Source organism: Rhizobium sp. P1_E1 (genome assembly GCF_056406015.1).
Genome location: NZ_JBFUAY010000012.1, coordinates 78,348 through 93,388, shown reverse-complemented (window position 1 = coordinate 93,388; position 15,041 = coordinate 78,348). Strand labels below are relative to the sequence as shown.

13 protein-coding genes and 3 pseudogenes are annotated in these 15,041 nt (G+C 59.6%); 11 read left to right on the top strand and 5 right to left on the bottom strand.

The genetic code is table 11. From position 1 onward, the window contains the following. Window positions 1–28: 28 nt before the first annotated feature. Entirely contained in the window at window positions 29–859 is an 831-nt protein-coding gene (locus tag AC1D1Z_RS07620) for an enoyl-CoA hydratase (protein WP_131604909.1), read from the top strand. Here the strand turns inward: AC1D1Z_RS07620 and AC1D1Z_RS07615 are convergent, their stop codons facing one another. Beyond that, the gene (locus tag AC1D1Z_RS07615; protein ID WP_026188358.1) at window positions 860–1,696 is read right to left on the bottom strand and encodes an EamA family transporter; all 837 of its coding nucleotides are present in this window, start codon (window positions 1,694–1,696) and stop codon (window positions 860–862) included. 475 nt (window positions 1,697–2,171) lie between these two features. Beyond that, the gene (locus AC1D1Z_RS07610) at window positions 2,172–2,495 is read right to left on the bottom strand and encodes a hypothetical protein (RefSeq protein WP_024321130.1); all 324 of its coding nucleotides are present in this window, start codon (window positions 2,493–2,495) and stop codon (window positions 2,172–2,174) included. A gap of 119 nt (window positions 2,496–2,614) precedes the next feature. Between AC1D1Z_RS07610 and AC1D1Z_RS07605 the strand changes: the two genes are divergently transcribed. After that, window positions 2,615–3,043: a CoA-binding protein gene (locus tag AC1D1Z_RS07605; protein ID WP_018447514.1), complete on the top strand. Its 429-nt coding sequence runs from the start codon at window positions 2,615–2,617 to the stop codon at window positions 3,041–3,043. A 117-nt stretch (window positions 3,044–3,160) separates the two neighbouring features. Then, a complete protein-coding gene (locus tag AC1D1Z_RS07600) occupies window positions 3,161–4,444 on the top strand; it encodes an O-acetylhomoserine aminocarboxypropyltransferase (RefSeq protein WP_017993606.1) in 1,284 nt (427 codons plus the stop codon). 612 nt (window positions 4,445–5,056) lie between these two features. Here the strand turns inward: AC1D1Z_RS07600 and AC1D1Z_RS07595 are convergent. Next, window positions 5,057–5,329, bottom strand: coding sequence for a hypothetical protein (locus AC1D1Z_RS07595; protein ID WP_131605000.1), 273 nt, complete (start codon window positions 5,327–5,329; stop codon window positions 5,057–5,059). 216 nt (window positions 5,330–5,545) lie between these two features. Between AC1D1Z_RS07595 and AC1D1Z_RS07590 the strand changes: the two are divergent. From AC1D1Z_RS07590 to AC1D1Z_RS07560, 7 genes and pseudogenes are all read left to right on the top strand, one after another. Then, window positions 5,546–5,680, top strand: a pseudogene (locus AC1D1Z_RS07590) (DUF1214 domain-containing protein); the annotation flags it as partial. A gap of 2 nt (window positions 5,681–5,682) precedes the next feature. Beyond that, a pseudogene (locus AC1D1Z_RS07585) lies at window positions 5,683–5,850 on the top strand (HupE/UreJ family protein); the annotation flags it as partial. A 74-nt stretch (window positions 5,851–5,924) separates the two neighbouring features. Further along, entirely contained in the window at window positions 5,925–6,617 is a 693-nt protein-coding gene (locus AC1D1Z_RS07580; protein ID WP_018447519.1) for a hypothetical protein, read from the top strand. A gap of 93 nt (window positions 6,618–6,710) precedes the next feature. Next, on the top strand, window positions 6,711–7,202 hold the full coding sequence (locus AC1D1Z_RS07575) for an ion channel (RefSeq protein WP_047622577.1): 492 nt from the start codon (window positions 6,711–6,713) through the stop codon (window positions 7,200–7,202). An 893-nt stretch (window positions 7,203–8,095) separates the two neighbouring features. Further along, the gene (locus AC1D1Z_RS07570; RefSeq protein ID WP_247266467.1) at window positions 8,096–8,449 is read left to right on the top strand and encodes a cupin domain-containing protein; all 354 of its coding nucleotides are present in this window, start codon (window positions 8,096–8,098) and stop codon (window positions 8,447–8,449) included. Between the two features lie 231 nt (window positions 8,450–8,680). Then, complete coding sequence (locus tag AC1D1Z_RS07565) at window positions 8,681–10,810, top strand: bifunctional diguanylate cyclase/phosphodiesterase (RefSeq protein ID WP_477850014.1); 2,130 nt, start codon at window positions 8,681–8,683, stop codon at window positions 10,808–10,810. A 154-nt stretch (window positions 10,811–10,964) separates the two neighbouring features. Then, window positions 10,965–11,246: pseudogene (locus AC1D1Z_RS07560) on the top strand (phosphate ABC transporter ATP-binding protein); the annotation flags it as partial. A gap of 35 nt (window positions 11,247–11,281) precedes the next feature. Here the strand turns inward: AC1D1Z_RS07560 and AC1D1Z_RS07555 are convergent. Further along, on the bottom strand, window positions 11,282–12,526 hold the full coding sequence (locus AC1D1Z_RS07555; protein WP_018241579.1) for a cytochrome P450: 1,245 nt from the start codon (window positions 12,524–12,526) through the stop codon (window positions 11,282–11,284). A gap of 59 nt (window positions 12,527–12,585) precedes the next feature. Next, window positions 12,586–14,001: a GGDEF domain-containing protein gene (locus tag AC1D1Z_RS07550; protein WP_222285723.1), complete on the bottom strand. Its 1,416-nt coding sequence runs from the start codon at window positions 13,999–14,001 to the stop codon at window positions 12,586–12,588. A 214-nt stretch (window positions 14,002–14,215) separates the two neighbouring features. Here AC1D1Z_RS07550 and clpP point away from each other — a divergent pair, with 214 nt between their 5' ends. Continuing rightward, on the top strand, window positions 14,216–14,845 hold the full coding sequence (gene clpP / locus AC1D1Z_RS07545; RefSeq protein WP_003547334.1) for an ATP-dependent Clp endopeptidase proteolytic subunit ClpP: 630 nt from the start codon (window positions 14,216–14,218) through the stop codon (window positions 14,843–14,845). Window positions 14,846–15,041: the final 196 nt, after the last annotated feature.

Here is a 15,041-nt window from a genome sequence, read left to right as displayed (position 1 = left end):
GCCTGAATCGAGCGCAGGGAGCAGCATCATGGCCGACATCGTATCTTTCCCGGACGCAGCCAGAGCGGAAGAGGGCGGATTGTTGATCCGCTCGCTGCGCGACGGCGTGCTGCGGTTGGTGCTCAACAACCCACCGGCGAATGTGTTTTCGATCGCACTTCTCGAAGCGCTGATGGGCGAGCTGGAGACGGCCGAGGCGGAGCCGGATGTACGCGTCGTCGTCATCGCCTCGACCGGTAACGTCTTTTCCGCCGGGCATGATCTCAAGGAACTCACGACCCATCGCGCCGATGAAGATCAGGGTGCCGATTTCTTCGAAAAGACCTTTCGGCTCGCTGCCGATCTGATGCTCAAGATCGCGCATCTGCCGAAGCCTGTCATCGCCGAGATCGACGGGCTTGCAACGGCTGCGGGCTGCCAGCTCGTTGCCTCCTGCGATCTGGCGATCTGCACGGATAGTTCGACATTCTGCACGCCGGGCGTCAATATCGGCCTGTTTTGTTCGACGCCGATGGTGGCCGTTTCCCGTGCCGCGCACCGCAAGCAGGCGATGGAGATGCTGCTGACCGGCGAGACGATCGACGCCTCAACTGCCAAGGATTTCGGCCTCGTCAACCGCATCGTGCCCAAGCAGTATCTGGCGCAGGTGGTTTCCAAATATGCGGCTGTGATCGCCAGCAAGTCACCGCTGACGCTGAAGATTGGCAAGGAAGCCTTCAACCGGCAGCTCGAACTGCCAGTGGAGGCGGCATATGATTATACCGCCAGGGTGATGGTCGAGAACATGCTGACGCAGGATGCTCACGAAGGGATCGGTGCCTTCCTCGGCAAGCGCAAGCCGGACTGGAAGGGCGAGTGACTACGCCAGTTTCAAAATCAGCCCGCCGATGGCGATGACGACGCCGGCGACGTAGCGCCAGATGCTGGCTTTTTCCTTGAAGACGGTGATCGAGATCACCAGCGCAAAGAGGATCGCGGTTTCCCGCAGCGCTGCGACGGTCGCGACCGGGGCTTTCGTCATCGCCCAGAGTGCCAGCCCATAGGAGGCGATCGAGCCGGCGCCGCCGATGAGGCCGCGCCACCAGTTGCGACGAACGTGACGCACGACGGCGACAGTGCCGCGTTGCGAAACCGCCCAGGAAAACAGTAGGACGGGTGGCAGCAGCGACATCCACAAAGTGTAGGAAACCGCATTGCCGGAGATACGCGCGCCGATGCCGTCGACATAGGTGTAGCTGGCGATGACACAGGCATTGGCAAGCGACAGCATGACGGCGCGGCTGCTGCCGCGCCGTGCCTCCAGAGCGAGTGTGAGGACGCCGGCGCAAATCGTCATCGTGCCGGCAAGGGCGCCGCTGGAAAGATTTTCCTTCAGGATGAAACCGCTTGTCGCGGCGATCAGTAGCGGTGCGCAGCCGCGCATCAGCGGATAGACGAGACCGATATCGCCGGCCCGGTAGGCGGCGGCGACCAACTGGAAATAAGCGAACTGCAGGATGGCAGAGGCGCCGATGAACGGCCAGGCCGAGGCGTGCGGCAACGGCAGGAACGCCAGGAACGGCAACGCCGAAACAGCGCCGCCGGCAGAGATCAGCGCCGCATCCAGGGATTTATCACTCCCCGCCTTGACGATGGCGTTCCATGTCGCGTGCAGCAGTGCGCCGAAGAGAACGAGCAGGATGACGTCGAGAGGCAAGGGAGTAAATCCGGAAAGGATGACAGGAAGCGGAATACGTCTCGCCTTCGGCGTTTCAAATTCCTGAAAAGACAACTGGGATTTGCACGAAAATGTACGGCTGCGGTCGCTTATGCGTTCATATGTCGAATAGCATCCTTCCACTATGTGAACAATGGCGGCGCATTGGAGCAATTTTTACGTGCGCGCGACATGCGTTCAATCCGCGCGATCCTTTCAACTATGAGATGTTTCTAATGGATAGAAGAACAAAGGGCGGAATTACCACGAACAAAAAGAGAAAATATCTACAGGAGCGAGGGAGCCGATTATTCTATGCTGCTGAAATATAGATATTATTCTATAGCTTTGACATAGGGGGAAATTGAAGCTTCCGATTGTGAATCTTCAAGAAATCGCAGCGCACAATTGAGCCAAAACCTTTCGCAAACGCGAAAGACGTACAGTTTCGGCGGCTGTCACGACGATGAAAACATCAAAGCTGATGATGCGGAACGAAGAGCATCCCGTCAAGGTTGTCGATGCTCTGGCAGTTCAGGACCTGGCAGCGCGGATTGTCCTTTGAGGGGATATGCGTCCATTCCGCATAGTCGGTGGCGTCGCAATAATTGCTGTTGCGGACATAGCGATCGTAGAGCGGCAAGCCACGGGGAGATTGGTAGCGGAAGATGACGGCGCCCTGATTGTGGATGGCGGCGCGCACGCTGGCGCAGCTCATGGTGAGCGGATTGTAGCGCGAGATCGCCAGCGCCGGCGATGCGGCGAGCACGAGCATGAGGGCAAGAGCGATTTTTTTCATCGAATCATCCTCAGGGAGTATCCAATTCATATATACGGAAAAGATGCCCAGCCGGTTTCACGGAAACGCAATAAAACTGCGCGCCGTGGCGAAGGGCTTTCGGGAGTGGAGAAACGGATATGAATCACGACGTCTACACGGATGATTACCTCGCCGGAATTCTGCATTCGGTAAAGACCATCGCGCTGACCGGCGCCTCACCCAATCCGGCCAGGCCGAGCAACGGCGTCATGGGCTATCTGTTGTCGCGCGGCTACGAGGTCATTCCTGTCAATCCGGGGCAGGCGGGCAAACAGATCCAGGGCCGCAACGTGTATGCCCGGCTCGCCGACATTCCCATGCCGGTCGACATGGTCGACGTATTTCGCGCTTCCGAATATCTGGACGGGGTCGTCGAGGAGGCGCTGGCGCTGAGGCCGCTGCCGAAGATCATCTGGTCTCAACTTGGTGTCCGCGACAATGCGGCTGCGGCAAAGGCGGAGGCCGCCGGCATCAAGGTGGTGATGAACCGCTGCCCGGCGATCGAATATCCTCGTCTCATTGCCTGAGTTGCGGTTCGCGGAGACGGATTTTCCACGGAACGCCCATGGGTTGAAACGGATCGCGATTAACTTTCGTTCGCGAGAGGCTATGATCCCTCCCATCAGCAATAACGGGAGGACGACATGGCCAAGAATGATCCGGGATTCAACACGTTGGCGATCCACGCCGGCGCGCAGCCCGACCCGGCGACCGGCGCGCGGGTAACGCCGATCTACCAGACGACCGCTTTCGTCTTCAATGATTCCGATCATGCCGCCGCCCTCTTCGGTCTGCAGGCCTTCGGCAACATCTACACCCGCATCATGAACCCGACACAGGCCGTTCTCGAGGAGCGCGTCGCAGCGCTCGAGGGCGGCACGGCCGCCCTTGCCGTCGCCTCCGGCCATGCGGCGCAGGTGATCGTCTTCCACAATATCATGCGTCCTGGCGAGAATTTCATCGCTGCCCGCCAGCTCTACGGCGGCTCGATCAACCAGTTCGGCCACGCCTTCGAGAATTTCGGCTGGCAGGTGCGCTGGGCCGATGCCGCCGATCCGGCAAGTTTCGAAAGCCAGATCGACGACAAGACGCGCGGCATCTTCATCGAGAGCCTGGCCAATCCCGGCGGCACCTTCGTCGATATCGCTGCCATCGCCGACGTCGCGCATCGCCACGGCCTGCCGCTGATCGTCGACAATACGATGGCGACACCCTATTTCATCCGTCCGATCGAGCATGGCGCCGACATCGTCGTGCATTCACTGACGAAGTTTCTCGGCGGCCACGGCAATTCCATGGGTGGCCTCATCGTCGACGGCGGCACCTTCGACTGGTCGAAATCCGGCAATTATCCGATGCTGTCGAGCCCGCGGCCGGAATATAACGGCATGGTCCTGCACGCGACCTTCGGCAATTTCGCCTTTGCGATCGCTGCCCGCGTGCTCGGCCTGCGCGATCTCGGGCCGGCGATCTCGCCCTTCAACGCCTTCCTGATCCTGACCGGCATCGAGACGCTGCCGCTCAGGATGCAGCGTCACAGCGACAATGCGATCGCCGTCGCGAAGTGGCTGAAGGCGCACAGCAAGATCGCCTGGGTGAATTATGCCGGCCTCGACGACGATCCGAACCATGCCCTGCAGCAGCGTTACTCGCCGAAGGGCGCAGGCTCCGTCTTCACCTTTGGCGTCAAGGGCGGCTATGAGGCGGGCAAGACGCTGGTCGAGGGGCTGGAGCTCTTCTCTCATCTTGCCAATATCGGCGACACCCGTTCGCTCGTCATCCATCCGGCCTCGACAACGCACCGGCAGTTGACCGACGAGCAGCGGATCGCCGCCGGTGCGGGGCCTGACGTGGTGCGCCTTTCCGTCGGCATCGAGGACGTCAAGGACATCATCGCCGATCTTGAGCAGGCGCTCTCAAAGATCTGATGTAGTTCGTCACATACCTCTGACACCTACGTCAGTTCCTTTGACAACTTTTTTGAGCAGGTTGTATTGAGTCGACCGCCGAGAAACCCCTAAAAACAGGGCGTTTTCGGCGGTCAAACTTTGAAGAAAGAAGATTTTTGAATTTTTTTTGGTTGTGCTCGAAGGTCGTTTTGTTAACCCCTTGGCCGCACGACAGCCATCTCGGGGAGGCGGCCCAGCGCCCAATTCAGTGCGATGGCACTCCCGGCCTCCGACGGGTTCACCTCAAAACGCCGCGTCAGAAAATCATAGAGTTACAGACCCCGGATCGGCGTCTGTAATTCCATGCGCTCAATCTTCCCCGGCGCGGCGGGCTTACCTGACTGGAAACGTGTCGTCAGAGAATGACTGGAAGCTCGTCAAGGATTCGCGTTCATCAGCCGCCCGACCATGTCGATACTGGCGCAGTTAAAGGAAGACGCCGATGTAAATCAGCCGAGGCGGGTTCAATGCCCCACGTCTCAACCATGAAACTCCCGAACACCATCATCGAACTGAATTCTCTCATGGCTCCGAGGTCGGATGTCGTGTTGATGTCCAAGCTGATCGGCCAGTGCTCAGGGCTCTTGCTTCCTACTCACGAACTTCAAGCTTGTCGCCATATTTCAAGGCGAGCCGACGGCAGTCCTCGCAATTCAACATAATGCCCTCCGCAAAGACACTCGCGGCGGCGGTCGTGCAAACCGAAACGTCCAGTCTCGCGACATGCAGAATTGCATTACCCAGTAGCATATCGCAGGGCATAGTATCCACTTCGGCCCCGCCCACGCTATGCGCAGGGACGCCGCGCACGGTCGCCAGCATTCCGCGCTTTCTTAATATGGTTATGTCGGCATCCCTTGTCATGACGATCTCTTCTGCCGCCCGGCCGCCGCTGGCTTCGAACATAGCGTCCCGTACCACCAACTACCCCGTATGTTACCGTTACATACTTGCGCATTCGCGATGCACGGTCACGATGAGTAGCTCCGTATCCTGAGTCTGCATGACAGAGCCGCTGGATGATAGGTCTGCAACCGAGGGAACATCATGACGGCGCTTAAAAGAACGGTCTCGTTACTCGCAGCCGCGGATGGCTCTACCACGATCTATTTCGGCCCCGATCAGCCGAAATACGTCAAGCGAGGCAACTGGGTGCAGACGGTTCCCGGCAAGGGCTGGTTCACGATCCTGCGGCTCTACAGCCCGCTCGCACCCTTGCGAAACGCCCTTGGCTGGTCGCCTTTGCGTTCGGGCTGCTGCACGGGCTGGGGTTCGCGGGGGCACTGTCTGAACTGGCCCTTCCTTCAGGGGACATTCCGCTTGCCTTGCTGTTCTTCAATGTAGGCGTCGAGATCGGGCAGTTGATGTTCATCGCCACCGTGATCGACAACAGGCGCGTTCAACTGATCAATCTAGGGCTCCTGAAATAGGGAGTGGTCATAATCAAACTGGAGGATGTATGATGCTAAGACTCTCAGCAATAAGCATGATCGCCGTCGCGGCGAGCCTTCTAGCGGCATCGCCTGTCTTCGCGCAGGACGCCATTTCGGCTCCAGCGGAAAAGACGATAGGAGCGACCAAGTCAAAAATGGTGCCGTCGCTTGCCGTGCTGAATTCCGGTGGGGCGAAGCTCGAGGGTGGCAAGCTAACGATGAGTGGCATCTCGGCGGTGTCGATCGTGTTTGCCGACCGCCCGGTCCGATCGGCGGGCCACGTGCTGACCTCCGAGTTCATCAAGCAATGGGGTGAGGGGCCCGACAGCTTCGCGAAGGACCCACCCAACGCGACGATATCGGTACTCAGCGCCAAGGGTGATTCTGTTGCCGACGTGGTGGTCGTCCTGAAAATGCCGAAGCTTGAGGGCGGAGACCTGACGTTCGACGTAGCAGTGCTTGAAGGGGACCTCGCCGGAGCCGATGGGCCCGCATCGCTGTTTATCGACTGGTTCGCGGCACGTGGTCCCTATGGGGGCGTCGCCGTGGGAGGCGCTGGGTTCCGCGCGCCGGTTTGGCGTGGCGGATGGTACGCCCATCCAGGCGCGTACTATGGGGCGGGCGTCGTGGCGGGGGCGGCGATTGGTGCGGCCGCTGCGGAGCGACGTTATTACCCGCCTCCGGCATGTGGCTATTATCCGTATCCGCCCTGCTACTAGCACTTAGGGCAAAGTCCATGCTCGCGCTGGGTTCGGTCGTGGGACGCTGCACGACGCGTCCCACCGCAGGCTGAACACTGAGGACGCAAACGATTGGACCATCTCACCCACCCGAATCCAGTTCTGGAGATTCTTGTCGGCACCGTGTTTTTGATCGTTGTGATCTTTGTGCATGGCGTCGGAATCCGAAGCATCGGGCTTCAGTTCAGCAAGTCATGGGCACACGTCACCCCAGCCACGCCGCATTGGCGGCTGAATTTGATGCTCGCCGTAACAATCGCCGCGCTAGCGGTTCTGCACTTCGCGGAGACTCTTATTTGGGCAGTTCCCCTGTATGTCAGGGACATTATCCCTTCGATGCGCGATAGCTACTACTACGTCCTCGAAAGCTATACCACTCTCGGCGAGGGCAACGTCACTCTTCCAGACCGATGGCGTCTGCTCGGTCCTATCATCGGTATGTCGGGCCTGTTCACCTTCGGTTGGACTGGAAGCGTTCTCGTTAGCATCATGACCGATTTTGGCAAGTTCGACCGACTGCAGGCGAGGCGGGAGCGAGTGGAGGAGGGCAAGACGGAGTTGTGAGCAGGCTCGGTCTTCGCGATACGCCTGCACGTTCTCGCCGTCGGCAACGCTACCCGCCCACTCTCCGCCGCCATGCTTTCTGACCAGTGATGCGAAGCGCTTCATGCAGTATGTGTGAAGTCGATCAAGCGCGGCGTGCGGCTTCTTGGCGTCGAGGTCGCGGCGGATTGATGCCACGAGTTCGTCGAGTGTTTCACTGGGTTCGAAAGACTCGATCACCGAGCTGTCGATGTCCTGGCTTACCCCTTCGAACCTGCCAACGGTGATGAAATAGCTGGCCTCGAGCACCTGATCAGCGGGCGTCGTCGCACGGGTGGCGATGGAGCTGCGGTAGTTCCAGAGTTCGCGGAGCAGCTTCGCAATCAAGGACGCCGGGGCGCGCTCAATGAAGGACCTCAGGCGCTTCGCTTTCGACGTGCCGCGCCCGTTGAAGAGGCGGCCTTCAGTGTCTGGGTCGATGCCCAGTCTCTCATAGAAGAAATCGTTGAAGGTCCGGTCCGAAAGATCGAGGACGTAACCTTGGCCCATTTCAAGGGCTAGCTCGAGCTTCTCCCTTTCGGCGCGCGGGATAAGCTGTTCGTAGGTGCGGGTCATGAGCTCTGCAACTCAACGACTACGGTTTCGGAAACAACAACTCTCATCGTCCTCCCCTCGCGGCTGTACGACAGCCAGTTCGGCGCAAGGCAAGCCTGCGATAAATCGTCAAGAAAACAATGGTTTAACTTGCGGTTGCAGAGTTGCTCAAGGGTATTTGACGAAAGGCACATACTTGAGCAAAGGTATGTGAGGAAACAACCAGACGTACATGACGCCTCCACTGAAAAAACTCTACGATTTCAAAGGGGTACGTGTCAAAGGTATGTGACGAACCACATCTGAGATCAGAGGGACCCATGGTGACCACGGCAAATTACATCACCCTCAGCATCGACGGCGTCGAACCCGAGTTCGGCGCCCCGGAGCCCGGCCGGATCATCTCCGGCGATCCGCATTTCCGTACCTGGAATCTGGAGGAGGCCGAAGGCGGCCTCTATTCCGGTATCTGGGAGGCGACACCGGGCAAGTGGCGGATCGTCTACGAGGAGTGGGAATATTTCAGCCTGCTGTCCGGCCATTCCATCGTGACGGAGGACGGCGGTGAGCCGGTTCATCTGAAGGCGGGCGACCGGATGATCCTCAGACCCGGCTTCAAGGGAACGTGGGAAGTCGTTGAAACGACTCGCAAGGATTATGTGATCAAGGTTTGAGCGGGCCAGAAAATCGACGTTGACGATTCCGCGCTTGTCCCGATTTGCGGCGATGATGGCCCGTCTTTCAGCGAATGGCTGCACCTGTTTCCGGGATAGAACGCTTTTAACCATTCCCATTAATCGTGCCTACATCGTCAAATGCTAAACCTTATCTGCAGCGCATTGCGGACATGATGTCTCCTGCCGTCCCACAGACATGGCCTTGCAATTAATCTTTTCGGAATTTGCATGTCGTCGAATCTTGCAGGTCGGCACGTTCGGACCCAGACGTCTTCCATCATCGCGACAACGGTCTGCTTCCTTGTCGTCGCCCTCGTCCTGACTGGCCTTGTGGCACACGTCGTCGTCACGATGACCCGGTCGGCCAACGAGATCGATGATGCCAGGGCCAGTCGCGCCGCCCGCGCGGCAATCGGTGCGTTTGTGGCTCGCCTCGGCGCGACAACGACGGATAACGCCGTATGGGACGATGCCTATAGCGCGATCTCGTCTCCCGCCGCCGCGGATTGGGCCTATGAGAATTGGGGAAAGACCAGCGAGGATTACGCGCTTTATGACGGCGCGATCGTGACCGGCCCTGAGCGGTCTTTGGTCGTCTCGGCCTATGCCAAGGGCAAGCCCTTCCAGCCGGGCACGTTTTTCGGGGCAGCCTTTTATCAGCAGATCAATGCGGCTGCAGATCCGGCGAAGGTGCCGGTGGTCAATTTCATCAAGACCGAAAGCGGTATAGCGCTGATCGCCTCGCAGGCGATCCAGCCGTTCGACGCCGCCGTCGAGGTTCCGAAGTTCAGCGTGCTGACTTTCTACAAGGAGTTTACGTCGGAGGTTCTCGACACTCTCTCCAACGAACATGAACTCGAGGGGCTGAGCCTCGAGACGACGCCCAAGCCGGGATCCCTGAATACGCCGATCACCGACATGAAGGGAGCCGTCATCGGCTATCTCGTTTGGCCCAGCAAAGCGCCCGGAAGCGCCGTGTTTCATCAGGTCTATCCTTATCTTGCAGCTTCTACCGTCATCCTTTCGCTATTCTTGATCGGCGTTCTGTTGGTTGGGGCCTCCGAGGCGCGGCGCCTGCGCCAACTGGCGCAAACAGCGCTTTTCGAAGCGGGCCATGACAGCTTGAGTGGCCTGTTGAACAGACATGGGCTTCTCAACCTGCTGGCAGAGCTGGATAATTCTGGCTCTCCGCCACCCCGGCTCTATTTAGTCGACCTTGATGGCTTCAAGGCCGTCAACGATGCCTGGGGGCATGCGGTGGGGGACGATTTGATCCGGTTGGTTTCGAAGGCGCTGACAGGCTGCCACCCCGAAATCATTGCCGTGGCGCGGCTCGGGGGCGACGAATTTGCGCTGGTACACATCGGTTCTGCCACGTGCGGAGAGATCGAAAAGACGATTTTGGCACTGTTTGCCGAGCCCTTCAAAATCGACGGGCGAACGATCGAAATTGGCGCAAGCATCGGAGCCGCTGCTCGCAACGGCGACGTCCCGCCCCTGGAGCTTCTCCGCAGAGCAGACATGGCCCTCTATCGGGCCAAGGCAAATGGCAGAGGCCAGGCAATCGAATACGATCCCGAGCTGGACCGGGAACGCCAACAGGTCGCCGAACTGGAGGGACTGTTGAAGAGCGCCATCAACAGCGGCGCAATCGAAGCCGTTTTCCAACCTCTCGTCTCGGCTTCGACCGGCGCTGTGACTGGTCTTGAAGCACTGGCGCGCTGGCGAACTGCAACCGGAAACATCAGCCCGGAGATTTTCATTCCTCTTGCCGAGAGGTGCGGCCTCATCGATGCCCTCGGCGTTCACATGCTGAGAACATCGATCGAGCATGCCAAGAGCTGGCCCGATCTGGCATTGTCGGTGAACGTTTCGCCAATCCAGCTCTGCAATCCGGAATTTGCCGCAGAAGTGATCTCGGTCCTGCAGGAGCTTGATTTCAATCCAAACCGCCTGACATTGGAAATCACCGAAGGTGTTCTGATGACCAATCCGGATCAGGCCCGGCGGTCGATAGACCAGCTCAAACGCGTCGGCATTAAGTTCGCGCTCGACGACTTTGGCTGCGGCTACGCAAGCATTGGCGCCTTGCGGCAGTTCGGGTTTGATCGCATGAAGATCGACCGCTCGCTCGTGTGGGCTCTCGACGAAGGTGCAAATGGCGCCGATGTTCTTCGGGCAACCATCTCGCTCGCGACCGCGCTGCGGATTCCGGTTACCGCGGAAGGTATCGAGACTACCCGCCAGGCGGCGATCTTGCGCGATGCCGGCTGCGACCAGCTTCAAGGATATCTGATTGGAAAACCTATGTCGGCATATGACATATCCAGTAAACTGGAAGAAGAGTCAGCCGCATGATGCCGCCAAGATCGTGGCAATATGCTCGGTATTGATGGCTTGTCGCCGGCGTTCCAGCAGAGCGGTGACCGCTGAACACGGCTCCCTTTCATTCGCTGCCCGATGTCCTGACCGTTAACCTGGACCGGTTGCCCTCTGCAGCATTTCAAAAGCCGCGCGTGCTGTGGCGCTTCGCCCCGAGGTGCTTCTCCTCGACGAGCCGACCTCCGCCCTCGACTCGATCTCGACCGCCAAGGTGGAAGAGCTGGTCGCCCAGCTGAAGACGGAGTTCACCATCGTCATCGTCACCCACAACATGCAGCAGGCAAGCCGCATCTCCGATAACACCGCCTTCATGTATCTGGGCGAGCTGGTCGAATACGGCCCGACCGCTGAGATTTTCCAGTCGCCGAAGGTCAAGAGTACGGAAGACTACATTACCGGACGTTACGGTTGATCCTCGCGCGGTGGATCACCTCTGCGAGGGATGGATCACCACTGCAAATCCAGCCGGTCCAGCCCGTGGAAATGGTAGACATCCTTGACCACCGGCGTCTTCGCTAGCCTCAGGCCGGCAAGCCGCTCGAACAGGATCGGCAGCACGACGTTGAGCTCCAGCCGCGCCAGCGGCGCGCCGATGCAGAAATGGATGCCGGCGCCGAAGGAGAGGTTCGCCGCCTCGTTACGATCGGGCCGGAAGGTCAGCGGATCGGTGAATTTTGTCGGGTCGAGATTGGCGGCGGCGAGGATGAGGCTCACCTTGTCGCCGCGCTTGAAGGAGACCCCATCGATTTCCGCAGGCTCCAGCGCCCAGCGCTGGAAGATGTGGACCGGCGCGCAGATGCGCAAGGTTTCCTCGACGGTGCGCTCTGTCGTCGCTTCGTCCCGGAAGAGTTCTGCCGGATCGCAGCCGCTGTCGAGGATGGTACGCACGGAATTGCCGATCTGGTGCACGGTCGCCTCGTGCCCGGCATTGAGCAGCACGATCGTCGTCGACACGAGCTCCTCATCGGTCAGATATTGGCCCTTGTGCTCGGTATGGATCATGTGGGTCAGCAGGTCGTCACGCGGTTCGGCGCGGCGTTCTGTGATGACCGTTTTGACGTAGTCGGAAAATTCCTTCGCCGCCCGCTCGGCCTCCTCCTCCTGCTCGCGCGTGCGGCCGAACATGTACATGCGAACATAGGCGTGCGACCAGGTAAGCAGTTGCGGTCCCATCTCTTCGGGAATGCCGATCATGCGGGCGATCATGGTCACCGGGATGATGTCGGCAAAGGCCGAGAGTAGCTCGACCTCACGCTTCTCCGCGAAACCGTCGATCAGCCGGTTGGCGAGTTCGGCAAGCTCCGGTTTCATCTTCTCGACATGGCGGGAGACGAAGGCGCGGTTGACGAGCGTGCGCAGCCGCGTGTGCTCCGGCGGTTCGAGTTCGAGCAGGGAATAACGTTCCGAGAGATCGAAACTGGCAAGATGCGGCATCGGCTCGGCAAGGCCGAGCTCCTCGCGGCTGGCGATATGCAGGATCTGCCGGCCAAAGCGGCGGTCGCGCAACAGGCCGTTTACATGGTCGTAACCCGTGAAGAACCACTGCTTCTGCTCACTCCAGTAGAAGGTCGGGCAATGGGCGTGAAGTGCGGCATAGACGGCATTCGGGTTGCCGTAGAAGGCCGGATTGCGGCCGTCCAGCGAGACATGGCGGTTGGCGCGGTCGATCGAGAGAAAGGATGGGATCATCATGCCACGACGCTTATCGGATTTGCCGAGCCTCGGAAAGATGCGGGGTGAGGGACCCAGGACTACCCGGCCCGTGACAGCGTACCCATGCGTCGCAGCGCCTCGACCTGGTCGTCGACCGTCGGCACGAGTTCGCCGGCGGTGCCGCTCGGCGTGGCCGGTGCCGGGGCAGCGGCCTCCGCTTCGCCGAAGGTGACCGTGCAGTTGCGGCCGGCCGCCTTCGCCGCATAGAGCGCCCGGTCGGCGGCCGAGATCAGTTTGTCGATATTGGCTTCGATCGAGGAGGCAAGCGCGATGCCGATGCTGACCGTGACCGGGACGATCGCTTCGCCGGTGCTGACGGGAAGGCGGCAGAATTCGGTGCGGATCGCTTCGGCGATCGCCTCGGCTTCCGTCTGGTCCGTGACTGCGGCGAAGGCGGCGAATTCCTCGCCGCCCATGCGGCCGAAAATGTTGTTTGGAATATACTGGCGGGCCATCCGCGCGAATGCGGTCAGCACGGCATCGCCGGATTGGTGGCCGAAACGGTCGTTGACACGCTTGAAATGGTCGAGATCGAAGAGCATCACCGCGACCTGGCGCTGGTCGTCATGGGCCTTTTCCTGGATGCCGTCGAAATAGCCGAGCAGGCCGCGGCGGTTGAGCACGCCGGTCAGCGAATCGGTCAGGGTGAGCGCACGCAGGTGCCGTTCGGAGCGCTCCATGATCAGCCGGCAGGTGAACGCGAAGGCGATGGTCAGCAGGAAGGCGCTGGCCATGGCGGAGGCGCCGCCGAGATTGGTCGCTTCGATATCGCTCGGCAGCGTCAGCGCCATCATCAGCGCTGAGCCGAAGCACAGGCAGCCCTGGATGACGAACACGCCCATCAGCTTGACGCGGGTACGCTCGCGGCGCATGTCGCCGGCGGCGACCGCCATGGCAAGTGCCGTCGCACCTGTCGCTGAAGCAAGGTTATAGAGCACCACCCGGTTTGAATAATCGCTGTTGACCCAGGGCAGGAAGACTCCGGCGAGCCAGATGACCGGCGGCAGCAGCGCCCACCATTCGATCCGCTTGCGGTCGAGCGCCAGAAAACCTGCCACCCAGGCGCTCTGGCCGAGCAGCGCGATGGCATTGCCTGCCTCTATGGAAAGCACGCTGGGGATTTCGCCGCGCAGCGCGACCATCGCAAAGCCAATGCCGGTCAGGAGGAAGCCCAAGCCCCAATAGAGATAGGCCTCGTTCCTGACGTTGTGGCGCCAGGCGACGAACAGCACCAAAGCGAGCGTCATGGCCTCGGAACACCAGATAGCGAGACCTGTAGCAATATTGAACACGGCAGCAACCCCTTGTCTGTCGGTTCTCATCCTTGCCGAGGAAGCTCGCCACTTCCTTAATGTCGCTGCGCTGCGGCATTGTTTCAGGCCGATATCTGCCGGTAGGCTTTCCGTTGGGTAAACGTGTATGAGCACAGTCGAATAGAGTAAGCCTTCCTTCACACTGTCATGGAGAATAGCCGGGGGAGATCGTACCAAGGGCTCGCCGTTAACAGGCGTTTGGGGGAAAGAGCCTACCAGGAGCCGCCTTGCCCCGCCTTCTTAACGTTATCCTCATGCGTGTCTTGAAGAGGAGGGCCGGGACACTCTATGTAGGGGTAAGACATTTTTCTTTGATTCCCGGCGCCGGCCGGCGAGACGTTGACAAAGGACGCACATGAGAAACCCAGTCGATACCGCAATGGCCCTCGTGCCGATGGTCGTGGAACAGACCAACCGCGGTGAACGCTCCTACGACATCTATTCCCGCCTGTTGAAGGAACGCATCATCTTTCTGACGGGTGCCGTCGAAGACCATATGGCGACGCTTGTCTGCGCCCAGCTGCTCTTCCTCGAGGCCGAAAACCCGAAGAAGGAAATCGCCCTCTACATCAATTCGCCCGGCGGCGTCGTCACGGCCGGCATGGCGATCTACGATACGATGCAGTTCATCAAGCCCGCGGTTTCGACGCTCTGCATCGGCCAGGCCGCATCCATGGGCTCGCTACTGCTGGCTGCCGGCCACAAGGACATGCGCTTTGCCACGCCGAATTCCCGCATCATGGTGCACCAGCCCTCGGGCGGCTTCCAGGGCCAGGCTTCGGACATCGAGCGGCACGCCCGCGACATCCTCAAAATGAAGCGCCGCCTGAACGAGGTCTACGTCAAGCACACCGGCCGCACCTACGAAGAAGTTGAAAAGACGCTCGATCGTGACCATTTCATGGATGCGGACGAAGCCCAGAGCTGGGGCGTGATCGACAAGGTTCTGACGTCGCGCCTCGAAATGGAAGGCGAACAGGCCTAGTAATTAATAGGGATGGTGTTTTTGTCGCCACAGTTCTATCCCATTTGTGATTGAACAGGGGCTTTCATACGGCGACGAAGACGCTAATAGTAACTATTAATGCTATGTTGAATTTTTATGACATAGCATTCGGCATTCGAAGGGGAATTCGTTGCCGCCGGAACCCGGACATGATTGGTTGGGCCCGGTTCGTACC

Coding starts and splice junctions, on each gene's coding strand:
- AC1D1Z_RS07620 (WP_131604909.1), top strand. CDS start 29: ATGGCCGACATCGTATCTTTCCCGGACGCAGCCAGAGCGGAAGAGGGC.
- AC1D1Z_RS07610 (WP_024321130.1), bottom strand. CDS start 2,495: ATGAAAAAAATCGCTCTTGCCCTCATGCTCGTGCTCGCCGCATCGCCG.
- AC1D1Z_RS07605 (WP_018447514.1), top strand. CDS start 2,615: ATGAATCACGACGTCTACACGGATGATTACCTCGCCGGAATTCTGCAT.
- AC1D1Z_RS07600 (WP_017993606.1), top strand. CDS start 3,161: ATGGCCAAGAATGATCCGGGATTCAACACGTTGGCGATCCACGCCGGC.
- AC1D1Z_RS07595 (WP_131605000.1), bottom strand. CDS start 5,329: ATGACAAGGGATGCCGACATAACCATATTAAGAAAGCGCGGAATGCTG.
- AC1D1Z_RS07580 (WP_018447519.1), top strand. CDS start 5,925: ATGATGCTAAGACTCTCAGCAATAAGCATGATCGCCGTCGCGGCGAGC.
- AC1D1Z_RS07570 (WP_247266467.1), top strand. CDS start 8,096: ATGGTGACCACGGCAAATTACATCACCCTCAGCATCGACGGCGTCGAA.
- AC1D1Z_RS07565 (WP_477850014.1), top strand. CDS start 8,681: ATGTCGTCGAATCTTGCAGGTCGGCACGTTCGGACCCAGACGTCTTCC.
- AC1D1Z_RS07555 (WP_018241579.1), bottom strand. CDS start 12,526: ATGATGATCCCATCCTTTCTCTCGATCGACCGCGCCAACCGCCATGTC.
- clpP (WP_003547334.1), top strand. CDS start 14,216: ATGAGAAACCCAGTCGATACCGCAATGGCCCTCGTGCCGATGGTCGTG.